We start from the raw sequence: 18,891 nt of genomic DNA, 5'->3' as shown, positions 1-18,891 counted from the left end.
CTGTTCTTCGTGGGAGGACGCAGATGGGTTTCCAGGACACGCCCGAGGAGTGGCAGGTCACCGCGACCAAGACGCCCTTCATCGGCAACAAGACCAGCGTCCGCACCGATGAAGTGGTGATGCCCGACCGCACGGTCGTACGCCGCGACTACCAGGTCCACCCGGGGTCGGTCGCCGTGCTCGCGATCGACGAGGAGGACCGGGTCCTCGTGCTGCGGCAGTACCGCCACCCGGTGCGCCACAAGCTCTGGGAGATCCCGGCCGGACTGCTCGACATCCCCGGTGAGAACCCGCTGCACGCGGCGCAGCGCGAGCTCTACGAGGAGGCGTACGCCAAGGCCGAGGACTGGCGGGTGCTGACGGACGTCTACACCACACCGGGCGGCTGCGACGAAGCCGTCCGGATCTTCCTGGCCCGGAATCTCTCCGAGGCCGACGGGGAGCGCTACGAGGTCTCCGAGGAGGAGGCCGACATGGAACTGGCCCGGGTGCCGCTCCAGGAGCTGGTGCGCGGGGTGCTCGCCGGGGATCTGCACAACAGCTGCCTCGTGGTGGGCGTCCTCTCGCTCGCCGCGGTGCGCGCCGGTGACGGAATCGAGTCCCTGCGTCCGGCCGAGGCGCCGTGGCCGGCCCGCCCGTTCGAGGTCTGACGATTCGCGAGGACCGTTCGGGGCCCGGCCGTCCGACGGGGCCGGGTCGTGCGGGGGCCGGGTGGTCTGCGGGGCGCCGTCCGGGGCCCGGTGGTCCGACCGGCAGCCTGCTCGGGCGGCTCGGCGGACCGCTGAACGGTTCGTCGACCTCCTCCGATCGGAAAAGATGCTGATCCGATCGGGGGACCTCTGCGCCATGCTCCACGGAATTCGTCCATACGCCTGAACTACGCTCGGAATGCCCTGACCGGAGTCCCGGCGGGCGATGCGTGCAGCGAAGTGGAGCGTGGCTCGTGACGGATCAGGCGGTGCACACCAGCGGCCCGGTCGAGGCAGCGGGAACCGAGGAGCCGTCCGGCACCGCCCCACCCCAATTCTTCGGCCGGGAACGTGAGTTGAAGGCGCTGCGGGCCGACATCGAGCGGGCCGGACTGGACACCCTGGCCGGTCGCAAGGCCGCCCGCGCCCGGGTCCTGCTGATCGCCGGACGCCCCGGTTCCGGACGCACCGCGCTCGCCGGCGAACTCACCCGCCGACTGCTCTCCACCGACGACTACGCGGACGGAATGCTGAGGGCCCGGCTCACCGATCCCGGCGGCGCGCCGGTCCCCACCGAGCGCACCGCGCGGGAGCTGCTCGACCAGCTGGGCGTGACGGGGCCGCCCGGCGCGGACGGGGACGAACTCTCCGAGCTGGTGCGCGAGGCGCTCGCCGGACGCCGCGCCCTGCTGCTCCTCGACGACGCCGTGGACGCGGAACAGGTCGACCCACTGCTGCCGGACAATCCCGACTGCCTGGTCGTCGCCACCGCCGAAGGCCCGCTGACGGGCATCCCGGGCGTCCGCCCCTGCACCCTCGGCGGTCTGGACGCGGGCTCCGCGGTCCGGCTGCTGGCCCGCGTCATCGGCCAGGTCAGGATCACCGTCGACCCGCGGACCGCCGAGAGCCTGGCCGAGGAGTGCGGTGGACTGCCGGCGGCCCTGGTGATGGTCGGAGGCTGGCTCGCCGCCCGTCCCATGGCCTCGGTCGCCGATGTCACCAAACAGCTGCGGGAACTGCCGGACGAGCCGGAGCAGTCCACCGGTGTCCGCCCGCTGGCCCGCGCCTTCCGGCTGGTCCACGACTCCCTGCCGACGACCGCCGCCCGGATACTGCGGCTGCTCGCCCTCGCTCCCGCAGGGCTCGCCGACGCGCAGACCGCCTCCGCGCTGGCCGGCTGCTCCGTCTCGGCCGCCCGGACGACCCTCGACGACTTCGTGGCCCTGGGACTGCTGCGTACCGACGGGGCGGATGAGCCGCAGTACGAGGTGCCCGGCTGCCTCGCCCCGTTGCTGCGGGCGCTCCTGGAGGCCAGGGACCGGCCGACGGAGATCCAGCTCGCCAGGGCCCGGATGCTGGAGCGCACCGTCCGGCTGTTGCAGTCCTGCCGGGCGGTCACCGACCCCGAGGGCTCCCCCGCCCGCCGCAAGCTCGCCGGACTGCCGCGCTCGCTGCGCTTCCCCGGTCCCGACGCGGCCGCCGCATGGCTGCGGCTCCGCCGGCCCGCGCTGCTGGCCTCGGCCAGGATCGCCGTCGAGGACGGTGAACTCGACACTCTGGCAAGGAGGTTGGTGGCGGCTCTGGTGCGGGCGCTGGCCGTGCATCAGGGCACCGAGGCCGCCGCGCCCGAGCTGTACGGACTGCACGGTCTGGTCCTGGCCGTCGCCGAGCGGCGCGAGCTGCCGCGCGAGCGGGCCGCCGCACTGCTCAACCTCGCCGACCTCGATGTCAGGACCGGCCGTACGCGGGAGGCGCTGGCCCGCTACCGCGCCGCGCTGGACGCCGGACGGGCCGCGAGGGATCCGTACGCCACCGGCCGCGCGATGGAATCCGTAGGCGGCGCCTACGCCGAGCTGGGGGACTTCCAGCGGGCCTCCGACTGGTACGGCCGGGCGCTGGCGCAGCGGCTCACCCAGGGCGAGCGGGCCGACGAGGCGCGGCTGTACGGGCGGCTCGGTGCCGTCCACACCTATGCCGGGCGGTACGGCGAGGCGCTGCGGAACTGGCGGGCCGCCGCCGCCGGGTACCGCAGGCTCGGTGATGTCCCGGCCCAGGCGCGGGCGCTGAGCGAGGCCGCCCGGGTGCAGGAGTACGCGGGCCGCCCGCGCGAATCGCTGCACACCTGCCAGGAGGCCGTTCAGTGGGCCATGCAGGCCGGGGACGTACGGCTGCAGGCGGCGCTGGAGCTGCGGCTGGCCGACACGCTCGACCGGCTCGGCGACCCGGCCGCGGCCCGGCTGCACCGGGGTCTGGCCGACAGATTGCTGGGCGAGGAGGGTGCAACCTACGAAATCCGTAGTGTGATCACTGAAAAATAATGCTTTGTAAGGCTAGACAGTGAGAAGTCCTTCATTAAACTGGCTCTACCGCGTGTGTTCGCGGTGTCTCCATTTACGCAGTGTCTATCCGGGTATGTGTAGCTATGCCCGGGTAACCCTCTGAGCCAAGGACCGTGATCGACGTGAAGGTCGGCATCCCCCGCGAAGTCAAGAACAACGAGTTCCGCGTGGCGATCACGCCTGCCGGTGTGAACGAGCTCGTCCGCCACGGCCATCAGGTCGTCGTCGAGGAGAACGCCGGGGCCGGCTCCTCCATCACGGACCAGGAGTACGTCGCCGCCGGAGCGCAGATACTCGCCACCGCCGACGAGGTCTGGGCCACCGCCGACCTGCTGCTCAAGGTCAAGGAGCCGGTCGCCGAGGAGTACCACCGCCTCCGCAAGGGCCAGACGCTCTTCACCTACCTGCACCTCGCCGCCTCGCGCGAGTGCACGGACGCGCTGCTGGAGTCGGGCACCACGGCCATCGCGTACGAGACGGTCGAGTCCGCGAACCGCGCGCTGCCGCTGCTCGCCCCGATGTCCGAGGTCGCGGGCCGGCTGGCCCCCCAGGTCGGCGCCTACCACCTGATGCGCTCGGCCGGCGGCCGCGGTGTGCTGCCGGGCGGGGTTCCCGGCACGGCGGCCGGCAAGGCCGTCGTTATCGGCGGCGGTGTCTCGGGCTGGAACGCCACGCAGATCGCCGTCGGCCTCGGCTTCCACGTCACGCTGCTCGACAAGGACATCAACAAGCTGCGCGAGGCCGACAAGATCTTCGGCACCAGGGTGCAGACGGTCGTCTCCAACGCCTTCGAGCTGGAGAAGGCCGTCGTCGAGGCCGACCTCGTCGTCGGTGCCGTGCTCATCCCGGGTGCGAAGGCCCCGAAGCTCGTCACCAACGAGCTCGTCGCCAAGATGAAGCCCGGAAGTGTACTTGTCGACATTGCAATCGATCAGGGCGGTTGCTTCGAGGACTCCCACCCGACGACCCACGCCGAGCCGACCTTCATGGTGCACAACTCGGTCTTCTACTGCGTCGCGAACATGCCCGGCGCGGTGCCGAACACCTCCACGTACGCCCTCACCAACGCCACGCTGCCGTACATCGTGGAGCTCGCCAACCGTGGCTGGGTCGAGGCGCTGCGCCGTGACGCCGCGCTGGCCAAGGGTCTCAACACCCATGACGGACAGGTCGTTTACCGCGAGGTGGCCGAGGCGCACGGCCTGCAGCACGTCGAGCTGAGCTCGCTCCTCGGCTGACCGGTCAACATCTCCCGTCAACCTCACGCGTCCGGCCGGACCTTGCCGAGCAAGGTCCGGCCGGACGCGTGTCGGGCCCCTGCGGGTTCCCGTACAACTCGTCTCGAACGTAACCCTTCAACCGATTCGCGCACCCGTGAAAAGTGTGCGCCGGTGGCTGCGTGCCCTTGACAGGGAGGTGTTCGATTGCCGACACATCGGGCCGGGTCCGGCGGATTGTGTTGCTGCGGAGCGGTGACACGCCATAGAGTCGCCAATCGTCGGCATGGTGCCACGCTGACCTATCGATAAGTTTCCTGGTCACGTCCAAGGAGGTAAGACGACTTGTGAATGAGTCGACATTTACTCCCGGGGGTGTTCAACCAGGGATGCCTGCGCGGGGCCAGAGCCCGATCGGGCTGGAGGCTGTCGGCTCCGTCGCTGTCCGCACCTTCGCCACCCACCAGCACATGACGACAGCCCCCCAGATGATGGACGGCCTACACGTGAACGCCATGGCCGGCAACGAGAGTGGCCGAGACACCGCCCACTTCGCCGACTTCGACGAGGTGCCCCAGGGGCACTTCTACGACCCCGACGCCGAGTACGAGCCCGATCCGGAGTACGCGGCCACCCTCGCGCCCGACGCTGCCCGACAGCGCCGCGAGCGGATCGGCCCGACCGGTCGGCCCCTGCCCTACTTCCCGATCCCGGGTCCGCTGACCGATCACGGTCCCGCGAAGATCATCGCGATGTGCAACCAGAAGGGCGGCGTCGGCAAGACCACGTCGACCATCAACCTGGGTGCCGCACTCGCGGAGTACGGACGCCGCGTCCTGCTCGTCGACTTCGACCCGCAGGGAGCCCTGTCGGTCGGGCTCGGCGTCAACCCGATGGAGCTCGACCTCACGGTCTACAACCTGCTCATGGAGCGGGGCATGTCGGCCGACGAGGTCCTGCTGAAGACCGCGGTCCCGAACATGGACCTGCTGCCCAGCAACATCGACCTGTCGGCTGCGGAGGTGCAGCTGGTGAGCGAGGTGGCCCGGGAGTCCACGCTGCAGCGCGCCCTGAAGCCGCTGATGGCCGACTACGACTACATTGTGATCGACTGTCAGCCGTCGCTGGGCCTGCTCACCGTGAACGCCCTGACGGCGGCCCACAAGGTCATAGTGCCGCTCGAATGCGAGTTCTTCGCGCTGCGCGGCGTGGCCCTGCTCACCGAGACCATCGAGAAGGTCCAGGAGAGGCTCAACCCGGATCTGGAGCTCGACGGCATCCTCGCCACCATGTACGACTCCCGTACGGTGCACAGCCGCGAGGTCCTCGCGCGCGTCGTCGAGGCCTTCGACGACCACGTCTACCACACGGTCATCGGGCGCACCGTGCGTTTCCCGGAGACCACGGTCGCGGGTGAGCCCATCACCACGTACGCCTCCAACTCGGTCGGTGCCGCCGCCTATCGCCAGCTCGCCAGGGAGGTGCTCGCCCGGTGTCACGCCGAGTGAGTCTGCCCGGGGCCGACGAACTGTTCCGTACCACCGGAGGGATGGGTCTGCAGGCCTCGTCCCCCGCGGACCGGCGGCGCAAGGCGAACGGCGAGGCCCGGGTGCCCGGTCCGGCCGGTGAGAGCGACACCGGGGCCGACGGCCCGGCCGCGGGTACGACGGAGACCGGCACCGCTGCCGCCGCGCGGGAGGAGCACTCCGCGGCGGACGCCGACGCGGGGGAATCGCGCAGCCGCGGCGGCGACCGGGTCGCGCCGGCGGGGCAGCCGGGGCGCAGACCTCAGCAATCCTCGCCGTCCACGCAGTCGTCGGCGCCGTCGTCCGCACAGGAGGCGGTGCCCGCCCCCACCGTCCAGCAGCAGCGCAGGCGGGGCGGCGGGCGCGGGGCGAACCGGCGGCCCAGCGGCCGTGAGCGCCACGACGAGAAGATCACCGTCTATGTCTCCGCCGAGGAACTGATGGACCTCGAACACGCGCGTCTCGTGCTGCGCGGGGAGCACGGGCTCGCTGTCGACCGCGGACGGATCGTCCGCGAGGCGGTCGCGGTGGTTCTCGCGGACCTGGAGTCGCGGGGCGACGCGAGCATCCTCGTACGGCGGCTGCGCGGCCGCTGACGGGCGGGGCGCCGGTAGCCTGCCCGGTGGGCGACTGCCGGACGAGCGGTCCGGCCCTCCCGTACGGGCCACGGCCCGCCGCCCGTGTCCCGCTCTGCCCCTGGATCCTGATGCCGACGAACGACGAGCCCGCCCGTACCCCTCGCCGCCCCTTGGGCCGAGGTCCGGGCAGGCGGCCTGCTCCGGCACCGGCGGTGATCGGGGGTGGCGGCGGTGAATCCGCCGCCGCGCAGCTTCCCGGCACCGGTGAGGCGTCCCCGGACCCGCCGGTGACGGATGCGGCGACGGCCGGGCCTGCCGGGTCACCGGAACCCGTACCTCCTCCCGAGCCCGTCGCGGCGGCGACACCGGGCCCGTCCCCCGGGCCCGCCGACGACGGGCGGTTCACCGTTCGGCTGGCGAACTTCGAGGGGCCGTTCGATCTGCTGCTGCAGCTCATCTCCAAGCACAAGCTGGATGTGACCGAAGTCGCGCTGTCCAAGGTCACCGACGAGTTCATGGCCCACATCCGCGCCATGGGGCCGGACTGGGACCTGGATCAGACCACCGAGTTCCTCGTCGTCGCCGCCACCCTGCTCGACCTGAAGGCCGCCCGCCTGCTGCCCGCGGCGGAGGTGGAGGACGAGGCCGATCTGGCCCTGCTCGAAGCGCGCGACCTGCTCTTCGCCCGGCTGCTCCAGTACCGTGCGTACAAACGCGTCGCGGAGATCTTCAGCGACCGGCTGGAGTCGGAGGGGCGGCGCTTCCCGCGGACCGTGGGCCTGGAGCCGCACCACGCCGAGCTGCTGCCCGAGGTCGTCATCAGGATCGGGGCGGAGAAGTTCGCCGGACTGGCCGTGCGGGCGATGCAGCCGAAGCCCGAGCCGCAGGTGTACGTCGACCACATCCACGCGCCGCTGGTCAGTGTGCGGGAACAGGCCGAGACCGTGGTGGCGCGGCTGCGCGAGGCCGGGGAGATCAGCTTCCGGGTGCTCACCGAGGACGCCCCGGACACCCTCACCGTCGTCGCCCGCTTCCTCGCGCTGCTGGAGTTGTACCGGGAGAAGGCCGTCGCGCTGGACCAGGACGAGGCGCTCGGGGAGCTCCTGGTGCGCTGGGCCGGGGGAGCGGGGGCCGAGCCCGTCGTGACGGACGAGTTCGACACCGAGGTGACCGAGGCGCAGGACGACCAGGAGGATGGGAAGGCATGAGTCAGCAGGACACCACGGGTTCCGACGTCGCGGATCTCGATCTCAAGCCCGCGCTGGAGGCCGTCCTCATGGTCGTCGACGAGCCCGCCACCGAGGAACACCTCGCCAAGGTGCTGGAACGGCCCCGCAGGGCCGTCGCCGACGCGCTGCGCGAGCTGGCCGACGAGTACACCGTGCAGCGCCGCGGGTTCGACCTGCGGCTGGTCGCGGGCGGCTGGCGCTTCTACACCCGCCCCGAGTACGCGGCGGCCGTCGAGGGCTTCGTCCTGGACGGCCAGCAGGCCCGTCTCACGCAGGCGGCGCTGGAGACCCTCGCGGTGGTCGCGTACCGCCAGCCGGTCAGCCGGTCGAGGGTCTCCGCGGTCCGCGGTGTGAACTGTGACGGGGTCATGCGGACCCTCCTTCAGCGGGGCCTCGTCGAGGAAGCGGGCGCGGAACCCGAAACAGGTGCGATCCTGTACAGGACGACGAACTACTTTCTGGAGCGGATGGGCCTGCGTGGCCTGGATGAGCTCCCGGAGCTCGCGCCCTTCCTCCCCGAGGCGGACGCGATCGAGGCCGAGACGCCAGAGGGTGTGCCGTCGTTCGATCCGGACGCACCGGACACCCCGGATACTCACGCAGACGACAAGACGGAATTTTGATGCGAAGCAGTGGCAGGAACAGCGGAAGCGGCAGCGGCAGGAGCGGCGGCAACCGGAATCCCCGGGGTGCCGGCGCCGAGCGCGACGGCAAGCAGGAGCAGCGTCCCCGCCGGCCCCGGCCCGAGGAGCGTCGCTACGACGTGGGCTCCACCGGGGAGACGAGCGGCGACGGTCCCCGCAAGGGCCGCGGCGCCGCGGCCCGCGGCGGCGCCAAGGGCGGTCCGAAGCCCGCGCAGGCCGGTAGCGGACGGAGCGGCGGCCCGCGTCGCCAGGGCGCCCCGTCCCGGCCGCGTGAGCTCGACGCCAAGATCGAGCAGCGCAACCGGGACAGGTACGCGAACAAGCCCGACATCAGGACGCCCAAGACCTTCCCGGGCGCCGAGGAGGAGGGCGAGCGGCTGCAGAAGGTCCTCGCGCGGGCCGGCATGGGCTCGCGCCGCGCGTGCGAGGAGCTGATCGAGCAGGCCCGCGTCGAGGTCAACGGCGAGATCGTCGTCGAGCAGGGCATGCGCGTGGATGTGCACAAGGACGAGATCAAGGTCGACGGTCTGACCGTCGCCGCGCAGTCGTATCTCTTCTTCGCGCTGAACAAGCCCGCCGGTGTCGTCTCCTCCATGGAGGACCCGGACGGCCGTCAGTGCCTCGGCGACTACGTCACCAACCGTGAGACGCGGCTCTTCCACGTCGGCCGGCTGGACACCGAGACCGAGGGCATCATCATGCTCACCAACCACGGCGAGCTGGCCCACCGCCTGACCCACCCCAAGTACGGGGTGAAGAAGACCTACCTGGCCGCCATCCAGGGGCCGCTCCCGCGCGACCTGGGCAAGCGGCTCAAGGACGGCATCGAGCTGGAGGACGGCTACGCCCGCGCCGACCACTTCCGGGTCGTCGAGAACACCGGCAAGAACTACCTGGTCGAGGTGACCCTCCACGAGGGTCGCAAGCACATCGTCCGCCGGATGCTGGCCGAGGCCGGCTTCCCGGTCGAGCGGCTCGTACGGACGTCCTTCGGGCCGATCCCGCTGGGCGACCAGAAGTCCGGCTGGCTGCGTCGGCTCACCAACACCGAGGTCGGCATGCTGATGCGCGAGGTCGGTCTGTAGGAGCGCCCGGACGCTCCTGCCCGGTCGGCCCGGCTCCGTCCGCTCCACGGCCCGCGGCCGGTTCCTGCTTTCGATTTTCGAACAGGAATCGGCCGCGGGCCTTTTGCTGCGACCGTTCCGCCTTTATAGTCAGGATGACTATTAAGGAGACGGGAGTGAGTCTCGCGGATGTCCTCGATCCTCTGCAGCAGCCCCTGGTGACGGTCCTCGACACCCCGGTCGGCTGGACCGAGGTGCTCGGCTTCGGCAGCGGGGCGTTGTGCGTGTGGCTCGTGGCCCGCCAGCATCTCGCCAACTGGCCGATCGGCATCGCCAACAACCTCTTCTTCATCCTGCTGTTCACCCAGTCCGGCCTGTACGCCGACGCCGGACTCCAGATCGTCTTCATCGCCCTTGCCGCGTACGGCTGGTGGACCTGGACCCACGGGGGTGGACCAGGGACGCCGGACCTGCCGGTGCGGCGCACCTCGCGCACCGAATGGACCTGGCTGCTCGCGGCAGGGGTGGTGGGGGCCCTCGCCCTCACCGTCCTGCTGGACCACGCCACCGACTCGACCGTGCCCTTCTGGGACGCCCTGACGACCGCGTTGTCCCTGACGGCGACGTACGGGCAGTGCAGGAAGCTCGTCGAGTCGTGGTGGCTCTGGATCGCCGCCGATGTGGTGTACATCCCGCTGTACGCGTACAAGGAGCTCTATCTGACCTCCCTGCTGTACGTCGGCTTCCTGGCGCTGTGCCTGATCGGCCTGCGCAACTGGCGGCGTGATCTCGCCGTGCGGCGGCCCGTGGAGGTGATGGCGTGAAGCGCTTCGCGCACGGGCTCGTCCTCGGCAAGTTCTACCCGCCGCACGCCGGCCACCACCACCTCGTCCGCACCGCGCAGGACCGCTGCGAGCGGCTGACCGTCCTGGTGTGTGCCGCCTCCGTCGAATCCGTACCGCTCGCCGACCGGGTGGCCTGGATGCGGGAGGTGCACCCGGACGCACAGGTCGTGGGGGCCGTCGACGACATCCGCATGGACCTCCACGACCCGGCGATCTGGGACGCGCACATGGCCGTCTTCACCGAGGCCGTGCCCGAACCGGTGGACGCCGTCTTCACCTCGGAGTCGTACGGGGACGAACTGGCCCGCAGGTTCGGTGCCGAGTCCGTCTGTGTCGACCTCGACCGTACGGTCTTCCCGGTCTCCGGCACCGCCGTCCGCAAGGACCCGGTCGGCTGCTGGGACTTCCTCGAACCGCCCGTACGGGCCGCGCTCACCCGCCGGATCGTCGTCCTCGGCGCGGAATCCACCGGCACCACGACGATGGCCCGCGCCCTCGCCGACCACTACCGGCGGCGCGGCGGTGTCTGGGCGCAGACCGGTTGCGTCGCCGAGTACGGACGGGAGTTCAGCGAACAGAAGCTGGCCGCGCTGCGCGCCCGGTGGCCCGGTGCCCAGTGGGAGGACGTCGCCTTCACCACCGACGACTTCCCGCTGATCGCCGAGACGCAGAACTCCAAGGAGGAGGCGGCCGCGCGCACCGGGTCGCCGGTGCTCTTCTGTGACACCGACTCCTTCGCCACCACCGTCTGGCACGAGCGGTACGTCGGCGGGCGCAACCCGCTCGTCGAGGAGACCGCCGACCGCGTCGCCCACCATCTGTGGCTGCTCACCGACCACGAGGGGGTCGCCTTCGAGGACGACGGGCTGCGTGACGGCGAGGAGCTGCGGCCCTGGATGACCGATCGGTTCCGGGCCGAACTCACCCGTACCGGAAGAGAGTTCATCGAGCTCGCCGGGGCCCATGAGGAACGCCTGGCCACCGCCGTCACCGCTGTCGACACCCTGCTCGCCGCCGGCTGGAACTTCGCCGCCCCCCTCCCGGAGCACCGATGAGCGCCGGTGCCCCCGCAGGCTACGACCCGTACGCCTTCGAACCCTTCGCGGTCACCGTCGACCTCGCCGTCTTCACGGTCCGCGACACCCGGCTGCACGTCCTGCTCGTCGAACGGGGCGAGGATCCCTACAAGGGCCACTGGGCACTGCCCGGCGGCTTCGTCCTGCCCCGCGAGTCGGCCGAGGACGCCGCCCGCCGGGAACTCGCCGAGGAGACCGGCCTCACCGAGGGCACCGTCCTGGCCCTCCACCTGGAACAGCTGCGCACCTACAGCGCGCCGGACCGCGATCCGAGGATGCGGGTCGTTTCCGTCGCCTACGCCGCACTCGTACCCGACCTGCCCGAGCCCCGCGGTGGCGGAGACGCCGCCAGCGCCCAGTGGTGGGACGCCCGAAATCCCGGCCCGCTCGCCTTCGACCACGACCACATCCTCGCCGACGCACACGACCGGATCGGCGCCAGACTCGAATACAGCTGCCTGGCCACCGCCTTCTGCCCGCCCGAATTCACCCTGGGAGAGCTCCAGCAGGTGTACGAGACGGTCTGGGGAGTCGAGCTGGACCGGCCCAACTTCCGGCGCAAGGTCCTCACCACACCCGGCTTCGTCCAGGCCATGGAGGGACCACCGCGCCGCACCGGCGGACGGGGGAAGCCGGCCGCTCTCTACCGGGCGGGCGCCGCCACCGCCCTGCACCCTCCACTCCTGAGACCGGAAGGACGAACCACGTGATCGTGACCAGGACCCTCACCAAACAGGCCGCCACCGGCGCACTGACCGGGCTCGCGCTCGGCGATGCACTGGGCTTCCCGACGGAGTTCAACAACGTGCCGTCGATCCTCGCCAAGTGCGGGCCGTGGCGCCAGATGCGGCTGCCGAAGCCGGCGATCGTCACCGACGACACCCAGATGACGCTGGCCCTGGGGCGGGGCATCCGGACCGCCATGGACCGAGGACCGCTCACCCCGCTGCGGCTGACCCGCCCGGTCCGTGAGGAGTTCGTCGACTGGTACCACTCGCCCGACAACAACCGTGCCCCCGGCCGCACCTGCATGACCGCCTGCCGCCTGCTCGACAGCGACCGGCTCTGGCAGGAGGCCAGCCAGACCGGGTCCAAGGGCTGCGGCGCCAACATGCGGGTCGCGCCGATCGGACTCGTGCCGGGGCTGAGCGACGAACAGCGCTCCGGCGCGGCCCAGTTGCAGGCGGCCCTCACCCATGGGCACCCGACGGCGCTCGCCGCGTCCGATCTGACGGCCCGAGCGGTGTACCTGCTGGCACAGGGGGCGGAGCCGGGGGGCCTGATCGGGCAGCTGCGCAGTTACGCCTACGAGAACAGCAGCCGCTACCTCACGCGCTGGCTCGGCGACCTCTGGCGGTACGCGGGCGACTCCTCGCCGGAGCTGTACATCCAGCGAGGCTGGGACGAGTGCCTTGCCGCCCTGGCCCGCGTCCAGGACGCCGTGCGCGACCCGTCCCCGGAGAGCGACCCCTGCGAGGCGACCGGCGACGGCTGGATCGCCGAGGAGGCCCTGGCCACAGCCCTGCACTGCTTCCTGCTCTTCCCCGACGAACCGGTCACCGCGCTGCGCCGGGCCGCCTGCACCCGGGGCGACTCGGACTCCCTCGGCTGTCTGACCGGCGCGCTGGCCGGTGCGCACCTGGGGGCGGGGGCCTGGCCCAAGGAGTGGGCGGAACGGATCGAGTACCGGAGCGATCTGCTCTCGCTGGGGGCGCTCTGGGACGCTTGATCCATGCGTACGGGAACGACGCGCCTCCAGGAGGCCGGGCTGCCGGTCACGGACTTCGGCTCGGTGCTCGCCGGGGAACGCCACCCGCTGCTGTTCGCCACGGTCTCCGGGGCGCATCTGTACGGGTTTCCGTCCAGGGACTCGGATGTGGACCTTCGGGGGGTCCATCTCCTTCCCGCGGAGGAACTCGTCGGACTGCGCCGGCCCGAGGAGACGCGCTCGCGGATGTGGGACCGGGTCGGGGTCGAGATGGACCTTGTCACCCACGATCTGCGGAAGTTCGTCCAGCTGATGCTGAGGCCGAACGGCTACGTGCTGGAGCAGCTGCTGTCTCCGCTCGTCGTGCACACGAGTGACCTGCACGCGGAACTGGTGGACCTGGCGCCCGGTGTACTCACCCGGCGACACGCCCACCACTACCGGGGATTCGTCCGCACCCAGTGGCGGCTTTTCGAGAAGTCCGGCGAACTGAAGCCGTTGCTGTACACGTTCCGGGCGCTGCTCACCGGTGTCCAGCTGATGCGCAGCGGTGAGGTGTGCGCACATCTGCCGACGCTCATCGGGGAGGTGGCTGCTCCGGCGTATCTGCCCGAGCTGATCGACGCGAAGGCCGAGGCCGAGCACGGGCCCGCGGGGTGTGCGGACGGCACGGTGGTGTCCCGGGACGTCGAGAGGCTGCACGGGCTGCTCGACGAGGCACAGGCGGGATCGGGGCTTCCCGAGGCGGCCGGCGGGTTCGACGGGCTGCACGATCTCGTGGTGCGTGCACGGTTGCGGGGGCGGGCGCCTTCGCCCTCGGACGCCGGGCGGGCGTGACCCGGCGCTCGTCCACGAGACGCGGGCTCCCGCCGCAGGCTTCGGTGTGGGGCCCGCGGAGACCCGTTCGCGTGGGGCCTGCGGAGGTCCGTTCGCGTGGGGCCTGCGGAGGTCCGTTCGCGTGGGCCCACGGATACCCGTCCGCCGACACGGCGGGCCGTTCAGCTCTCCCCGGACCCGAGCGCGGACGCCCGGCGGGTGCGGATCAGGAAGTCCTCCACGCGAGGCCGGTCCGGACCTGCGGGGAGCGGGGAGGACTTCGCCGCCTCGTCGTTCTCCTCGGCGAGGCGGTCCATGCGGCGTTCGATCTCCGGCCACGGCACCTCGCCGCGCTTCACCGCCAGCAGCTCTTCCCGGGCCGGACCCACCTCGATCGTGAGCTCGCCCGTGCGCAGCAGATCGCGGCCGCTCGCCAGCAGCCGCAGCAGATGCATGGCGTGCTTCCAGCGCGGCGCCCCGTACTGCCGGACGTCCACCTCCAGCTTCCTGCGCTGGCCCAACGCGTACCGCACGAAGGTCCGATGGGCCAGCCGGGACAGGAACGCCGCCCGCAGGGATAGGAGTTCACGACCGACGGCGTCAACGTGCTCCGTCAGCGGCGAGTGCAGGCACTCCAGAACATTGGGGTTGGCGCGCAGGGCGAGCTCGCAGAACCGCTCCAGCTCCCAGGAGAACTGCTCCTGGGCCGGGCCTTCGACATGCGTCGGCGGCTTGTCGAACCGCCAGAACAACGGGGTCGGCGCGAGGAAGACACCGCGCCGGTCGGTGTCGCTGTCGTCCGTGGCGAGCCCGAAGGCGCGTGAGCCCATCACACAGGAGTAGACCGTGTGGTCGCGTACGAGATCCTCGGGAGCAGGGGTGGTCATGCCCGCGAGGGTACGTGGGCGAAAAGGGGTTGCCGGGGAAATTTCCCGGTGTCACGATCACCGGCATGACGATGATCGGAAAGGCACGCCGCGCCCCCCTCCGATGAGCGCGATGACGACACCTCCGTACCTCAGAGAAGAAGTAACCGCTCTGTACACCAGGTTCGAACACCTGCCGTACCCGGCCCGCATGCGGGCCATCGCCGAACACACCCGCTCCCTGGACGACGCCGCCTACCGCGCCGCGCACCGGGGCCTCGACGGCGGGAGCCCCGATGAACGCCGGCTGGCGCTGTTCCTGGCCGTCGTCCGACGCGACCTCGACGCCGTCGCGCGGGCACTCACCGATCCGCTCCTCAGACCGCGCGCCCTGGCCGCCGCGATCAGACTTCCGGTCGACGAACAGGTCCTGACGGACATGGCGTTGGGCGATCTGAGGACCGTGCGCCATCACACCTACCGGATCCTCCGGCTGTCGGGCCGGTCCGCGCTCGCCGACCGGCTGCTTCCACGGGTCCACGAACGGCACGGCGACGAGGACACGGCCCGGCTGCTCCCCGCCTGCACGCCCGGCGCGGCCGGACAGTGGCTGCCACGGCTGGCCCAGGTGCCGCCCGGGGTCCTGCACGGCCTCGCCCGGACCGCACCGGTCGCACTCGCCGCCCATCTCGCCGACCGGTTGCCCGCGAAGAGCGCCGAACGTTCCGAACCCAGGGGTCTGCGGGCACGCAGCAGGTTCCTGGTGGCCCGCCTCGGCACCCGCGATCCGTCGGCCGGGATGCTGCTGCTCGACCGGGCCCCTCATCTGGTCACCGGCACGGCGATGGCCGCACTGCTGCGCGACCCCGCCGCCGTACTGGCCTCTCTGCGCCGCACCGACGCCACACACCTGCCGCTGGCTCCGCAGCCCCTGCCACGGCGGGTGCTGAGCGCCCTCGCCTCCTGCGCGCAGGAGGACATCGCCCTGCTCGCGGGCGTCCTGCGCGTCGAGTCCCCGAAGTGGCAGGGGCCCTTCGGGGCATACGCGGCACCGGAGCCGCTGCTCGCCCTGCTGCCCCCCGCGCGGCGGCGGCGCGTGGTCGAGTCCCGGTCGGGCGACGGGCTCACCGGCCGGCGGGGCGAACTCGACGGCGTCGCCGCGCTCGCGCCCGCCGACAGGGCGGAGATCGCCACACAGTGGCTGAACGGACGGGCCGGGCGGCGGGCCCGCTTCCGCAGCTTCGTCGCGGCCCTGCTCCCGCTGCCCGACGGCGAGCCGCACCTGCGGGAGCTGGCCGCCGCGCACCGCCCGTACGAACGGGCACTCGCCTGGCCCGCACTGCTGGACTGCGCCGCGCGGCACGCAGATCCAGAGGAGTACGCGCGCGTCCTCACCTCCTGCGAGCGGGCCTGGCACGACCAGGAGACGGTGCGCCACGCAGCCCTGGCCGCGGCCGGAGCCGCCCCTGCGGCGTTGCTGGACGCGGCACCGTACACGGCCCTGCAGGACGCCGCGATGACCGCGGTGCAGTCCCGCGACTCGACCCGGGCGTCGCTCCGGGCCGCCGAGGAGTGGCTGCGGCGCACAGCGGTGAGCGCCGCCCGCAAGGGCGACCTGCCCCGGGCCGAAGCAGTCGTCGGACTGCTGGTCCGGGTCCTTGCCGACCCGCGCGGCTCCGGAACCGTCCGGCCGCTGCCACTGGGCAGGGACGCGGTCGTGGGTGTGTGGGAGCTCGGAAGCCCGATGGCAGTGCGACCGCTCGTGCTGTTCGCGGCCCTGTTCGTACGTCATCTGCCGCACATGCCCGCCCTGGACGAGGCGATCGGCCGGGCGGCGCGGGATCTGTCGCTCGGAAAGCACGCCCGGCAGGCGGCCGAACTGTGGCTCGCGGACCCGGTCACCCGGGAGCAGCGCTGCGCCGAACTCCTGGACGCCGTGCCCATGTCGGTCGCCGTGCCGGTCGTCTGGCGTACGCTCGCCCGTCGCCGTACCGATCTGCTCGACACGGTCCTGGACCACGAGCTGCCACCGCACTGGGCGCCGCGGATGCGGCGGAGCGTCCTGGGGCGCTGGCTGCCGCGCCAGCGCACCGCACTCGACGCGCACCTGTCGCGCGTCGCAGCCGACGAGGAGGCGCCACTGCTGGAACGGGCCGACGCCGCCGTCCTGTGGGGAGCGACGGACGGCCTGCGCGCGCTGGCGGGGACGGCGCCGCAACCCGTCGCCGCGGCCGCACTCACCGCGCTCGGGGAGCGCGCCGCCGGCAGCGGTGGCGTACCGGCCCATCCCGGGACCCTGGACTTCCTGCTCGGACACGCCGGGCACGGAGGGGTGCGGGGGCGGGCCGCGATGACCGGCGTGCGGGCCCTGCTCGGTACGGTGCCCGACGACGAGGCCGTGGCGCGGTTCAGCCGGGTGGTCATGGATGTCGCCGGGTCCGTCGGCAGCCGGAAGGCGGCGGTGCGCGGGCTGTCCGCACTGCCCTCCCCGGAGGGGTTTGCGGCCGTGCTGGCCGGATGGGACGCACCCGGTCAGCACCGGGACGTCCACGCCACGATGGCCGGGGTGCTCGTGACCCGCATGGAGGCCGCCGGTGTCGCGGAGCGGATCACGGCGCAGATACACCATGCGGCGGTGCGTGAACAGGTGATGGCCGCGCGGCCCGGCCGGCCGGCGGCCGCCGCCGCCCTGGCCGGCTTCCTCGCGCACACGGTGGCCACGGGCGGGACGCCGTCCGCGAGGGCCGCCGCCCATGCGCTGCTCGGCACGACGGGAACCGCCCCTGTCCGCGGTGCCGTCGCCGCCGTGGTGGCCGACAGCGGCCGCCCGGGCGAGGTACGCCGCGAGGCGGTACGTCTGCTGTGCGCCTGGGCGACCACCAGAGGGGGGCGGTCGGCACTCCGCGGCGCACTCGACGCGGTGGTGCACCAGGTCCGTTCCGCGGACGAGGAGGGGCGGCGGGACGCGCTGCTGGTCCTCGACTCGCTGAACCGGGACCACCTGCCGCGCCCGGTCGCCGCCCTGGACATCGTCACCGAGGCGCTCCGGGAAGCGGGGCTCGTCCGCACCGCGTCGGAGGTGGCGCTGTCGGCGGCGCTTGCGTCGCTGGGGGAGGAAGGCGAGCCGGCGCCGGTGGACGAGGGGACGGCCGGGGCGACGGTCGAGCGATGGGACCGGTGGCTGGCCCTCGCGGGGGAGCGGCCGGGATCTCTCGACGCCATCCGGTACGAGGGGCGGGGACCGGGGCTGCCGATCGCGGCGATCGGCACGGTGGTGGCGGCGCTGCGGGCGAGAGGATCGGCCGTCGCGGAGCTGGCCGCGGTGGAGCTGGTGGTCCGGGCGGGCGGGGACACCCGGTGGGCGGATCCCTGGCCGGACGAGCTGTGCGCACTGAAGGCCAGCGGGCATCCGGATGTCGCGGAGGCGGCACTTCTGGCCGATGTCCGCCGGGGTCGTCCGACGACCGCCGGTTGACGGCGGCGCGGCCCCGCTCAAGTGGCAGAAGCCCGGGTTCTGATCGACATGTCGATGAATCACCACTTCCGGGAAGGCGGAACCATGGCGGGAAACGACCTCGGCGGTCTGCTGGGCGGCGGCTCGGGTAGCGCCCCCGGCGGCGCCGGGAACATCCTCGGCGCGCTGCTCGGCGCACTGGGCAACGGCCACGGCGGCACGGGCGGCGGTGGCAACGCGCTCGAAGGGCTGATCGGGATGCTCACCCGCTCCGGCCTCGTCGACCAGGCGCAGTCCTGGGTCGGCACGGGTGAGAACCAGACGGTGAGTGGCGCCCAGATCGCCGAGGCGCTGCCGGACGAGACCCTGCGGCAGATCGCCCGCGAGACCGGGGTCACCACGGCACAGGCGGCCGACGAGATCGCCCGGTCGCTGCCGACGGCGGTCGACAGACTGACTCCGTCGGGCGAGGTCCCGGAGGGCCGCTCGATCGAGGACCTGGTCCGGGAGCAGCAGCTCTGAGACCGGGGCGGCCCCAAGGACCGTCCACCGTGCGCAGAGACACGTTCCGCCGGGACACCGCACGCGGCCGGAGGGCCCCGCCGGCACGGCGGAGCCCTCCGGCCGATGCGTTCCACCCGCCGCTGTGCACGTCGCGCACCGGCCGCACGCGCTCCGGCGCACGCGGCTGCCACCGCGGACCTGATGATCGCCCTCCCATCCTCAGCCGCCACCGCCCGTCTCACTGAGGGAGCACCCCGGCCGCCCGCCGCGCCGCCCCTCTAGGCTGATCACGCGGAAAGATCACGCAGGCGGACAGCCGGCGCGACACGCACGAAT

Annotated in this window: 16 protein-coding genes; 15 read left to right on the top strand and 1 reads right to left on the bottom strand. The window is 72.2% G+C overall.

Going from position 1 to position 18,891, the window contains the following annotated elements; translation table 11 throughout:
- Nucleotides 1–23: 23 nt before the first annotated feature.
- From ACZ68L_RS06240 to ACZ68L_RS06180, 13 genes are all read left to right on the top strand, one after another.
- The gene (locus ACZ68L_RS06240; RefSeq protein ID WP_469574537.1) at nucleotides 24–650 is read left to right on the top strand and encodes an NUDIX domain-containing protein; all 627 of its coding nucleotides are present in this window, start codon (nucleotides 24–26) and stop codon (nucleotides 648–650) included.
- A 293-nt stretch (nucleotides 651–943) separates the two neighbouring features.
- Nucleotides 944–3,007, top strand: a complete 2,064-nt coding sequence (locus ACZ68L_RS06235; protein WP_469574536.1) for a tetratricopeptide repeat protein — start codon at nucleotides 944–946, stop codon at nucleotides 3,005–3,007.
- Nucleotides 3,008–3,150: 143 nt separating this feature from the next.
- Complete coding sequence (gene ald, locus ACZ68L_RS06230; protein ID WP_469574585.1) at nucleotides 3,151–4,266, top strand: alanine dehydrogenase; 1,116 nt, start codon at nucleotides 3,151–3,153, stop codon at nucleotides 4,264–4,266.
- 368 nt (nucleotides 4,267–4,634) lie between these two features.
- Nucleotides 4,635–5,753, top strand: a complete 1,119-nt coding sequence (locus ACZ68L_RS06225; protein ID WP_469574534.1) for a ParA family protein — start codon at nucleotides 4,635–4,637, stop codon at nucleotides 5,751–5,753.
- The gene (locus ACZ68L_RS06220) at nucleotides 5,750–6,367 is read left to right on the top strand and encodes a hypothetical protein (RefSeq protein ID WP_469574584.1); all 618 of its coding nucleotides are present in this window, start codon (nucleotides 5,750–5,752) and stop codon (nucleotides 6,365–6,367) included. Before ACZ68L_RS06225 ends, ACZ68L_RS06220 begins: the two co-directional genes overlap by 4 nt.
- Before the next feature lie 110 nt (nucleotides 6,368–6,477).
- Nucleotides 6,478–7,557 (top strand): segregation and condensation protein A, encoded by a 1,080-nt coding sequence (locus ACZ68L_RS06215; protein ID WP_469574532.1) that lies wholly within the window; start codon nucleotides 6,478–6,480, stop codon nucleotides 7,555–7,557.
- Entirely contained in the window at nucleotides 7,554–8,201 is a 648-nt protein-coding gene (gene scpB, locus ACZ68L_RS06210; protein ID WP_469574530.1) for an SMC-Scp complex subunit ScpB, read from the top strand. The genes ACZ68L_RS06215 and scpB overlap by 4 nt, the downstream gene beginning before the upstream one ends.
- Nucleotides 8,201–9,307, top strand: coding sequence for a pseudouridine synthase (locus ACZ68L_RS06205; RefSeq protein ID WP_469574529.1), 1,107 nt, complete (start codon nucleotides 8,201–8,203; stop codon nucleotides 9,305–9,307). Before scpB ends, ACZ68L_RS06205 begins: the two co-directional genes overlap by 1 nt.
- 155 nt (nucleotides 9,308–9,462) lie before the next feature.
- Entirely contained in the window at nucleotides 9,463–10,110 is a 648-nt protein-coding gene (gene pnuC / locus ACZ68L_RS06200; protein WP_469574527.1) for a nicotinamide riboside transporter PnuC, read from the top strand.
- Nucleotides 10,107–11,186: an AAA family ATPase gene (locus ACZ68L_RS06195; RefSeq protein ID WP_469574526.1), complete on the top strand. Its 1,080-nt coding sequence runs from the start codon at nucleotides 10,107–10,109 to the stop codon at nucleotides 11,184–11,186. The genes pnuC and ACZ68L_RS06195 overlap by 4 nt, the downstream gene beginning before the upstream one ends.
- Nucleotides 11,183–11,917 (top strand): NUDIX hydrolase, encoded by a 735-nt coding sequence (locus ACZ68L_RS06190; RefSeq protein WP_469574524.1) that lies wholly within the window; start codon nucleotides 11,183–11,185, stop codon nucleotides 11,915–11,917. Before ACZ68L_RS06195 ends, ACZ68L_RS06190 begins: the two co-directional genes overlap by 4 nt.
- The gene (locus tag ACZ68L_RS06185) at nucleotides 11,914–12,936 is read left to right on the top strand and encodes an ADP-ribosylglycohydrolase family protein (RefSeq protein WP_469574522.1); all 1,023 of its coding nucleotides are present in this window, start codon (nucleotides 11,914–11,916) and stop codon (nucleotides 12,934–12,936) included. Before ACZ68L_RS06190 ends, ACZ68L_RS06185 begins: the two co-directional genes overlap by 4 nt.
- Before the next feature lie 3 nt (nucleotides 12,937–12,939).
- Nucleotides 12,940–13,752, top strand: coding sequence for a nucleotidyltransferase domain-containing protein (locus ACZ68L_RS06180; RefSeq protein ID WP_469574521.1), 813 nt, complete (start codon nucleotides 12,940–12,942; stop codon nucleotides 13,750–13,752).
- A 161-nt stretch (nucleotides 13,753–13,913) separates the two neighbouring features.
- On the opposite strand, the gene ACZ68L_RS06175 is transcribed toward ACZ68L_RS06180, so the two are convergent.
- On the bottom strand, nucleotides 13,914–14,618 hold the full coding sequence (locus ACZ68L_RS06175; RefSeq protein WP_469574519.1) for a nucleotidyltransferase domain-containing protein: 705 nt from the start codon (nucleotides 14,616–14,618) through the stop codon (nucleotides 13,914–13,916).
- 112 nt (nucleotides 14,619–14,730) lie between these two features.
- Here ACZ68L_RS06175 and ACZ68L_RS06170 point away from each other — a divergent pair, with 112 nt between their 5' ends.
- Both ACZ68L_RS06170 and ACZ68L_RS06165 read left to right on the top strand, forming a co-directional pair.
- Entirely contained in the window at nucleotides 14,731–18,072 is a 3,342-nt protein-coding gene (locus tag ACZ68L_RS06170) for a hypothetical protein (protein ID WP_469574517.1), read from the top strand.
- 84 nt (nucleotides 18,073–18,156) lie between these two features.
- A complete protein-coding gene (locus tag ACZ68L_RS06165; protein WP_469574516.1) occupies nucleotides 18,157–18,573 on the top strand; it encodes a YidB family protein in 417 nt (138 codons plus the stop codon).
- Nucleotides 18,574–18,891: the final 318 nt, after the last annotated feature.

The organism is Streptomyces sp. NPDC104309, assembly GCF_055584025.1.
Note: the sequence above shows the minus strand (reverse complement) of the source record. Positions and strands in the feature narration are given on the sequence as shown.

Excerpts from the sequence above, each read along its gene's own strand:
- ACZ68L_RS06205 (WP_469574529.1), top strand. The coding sequence starts at position 8,201 with ATGCGAAGCAGTGGCAGGAACAGCGGAAGCGGCAGCGGCAGGAGCGGC.
- scpB (WP_469574530.1), top strand. The coding sequence starts at position 7,554 with ATGAGTCAGCAGGACACCACGGGTTCCGACGTCGCGGATCTCGATCTC.
- ACZ68L_RS06215 (WP_469574532.1), top strand. The coding sequence starts at position 6,478 with ATGCCGACGAACGACGAGCCCGCCCGTACCCCTCGCCGCCCCTTGGGC.
- ACZ68L_RS06165 (WP_469574516.1), top strand. The coding sequence starts at position 18,157 with ATGGCGGGAAACGACCTCGGCGGTCTGCTGGGCGGCGGCTCGGGTAGC.
- ACZ68L_RS06180 (WP_469574521.1), top strand. The coding sequence starts at position 12,940 with ATGCGTACGGGAACGACGCGCCTCCAGGAGGCCGGGCTGCCGGTCACG.
- ACZ68L_RS06175 (WP_469574519.1), bottom strand. The coding sequence starts at position 14,618 with ATGACCACCCCTGCTCCCGAGGATCTCGTACGCGACCACACGGTCTAC.
- ACZ68L_RS06170 (WP_469574517.1), top strand. The coding sequence starts at position 14,731 with ATGACGACACCTCCGTACCTCAGAGAAGAAGTAACCGCTCTGTACACC.
- ACZ68L_RS06240 (WP_469574537.1), top strand. The coding sequence starts at position 24 with ATGGGTTTCCAGGACACGCCCGAGGAGTGGCAGGTCACCGCGACCAAG.
- ACZ68L_RS06190 (WP_469574524.1), top strand. The coding sequence starts at position 11,183 with ATGAGCGCCGGTGCCCCCGCAGGCTACGACCCGTACGCCTTCGAACCC.
- ACZ68L_RS06225 (WP_469574534.1), top strand. The coding sequence starts at position 4,635 with ATGCCTGCGCGGGGCCAGAGCCCGATCGGGCTGGAGGCTGTCGGCTCC.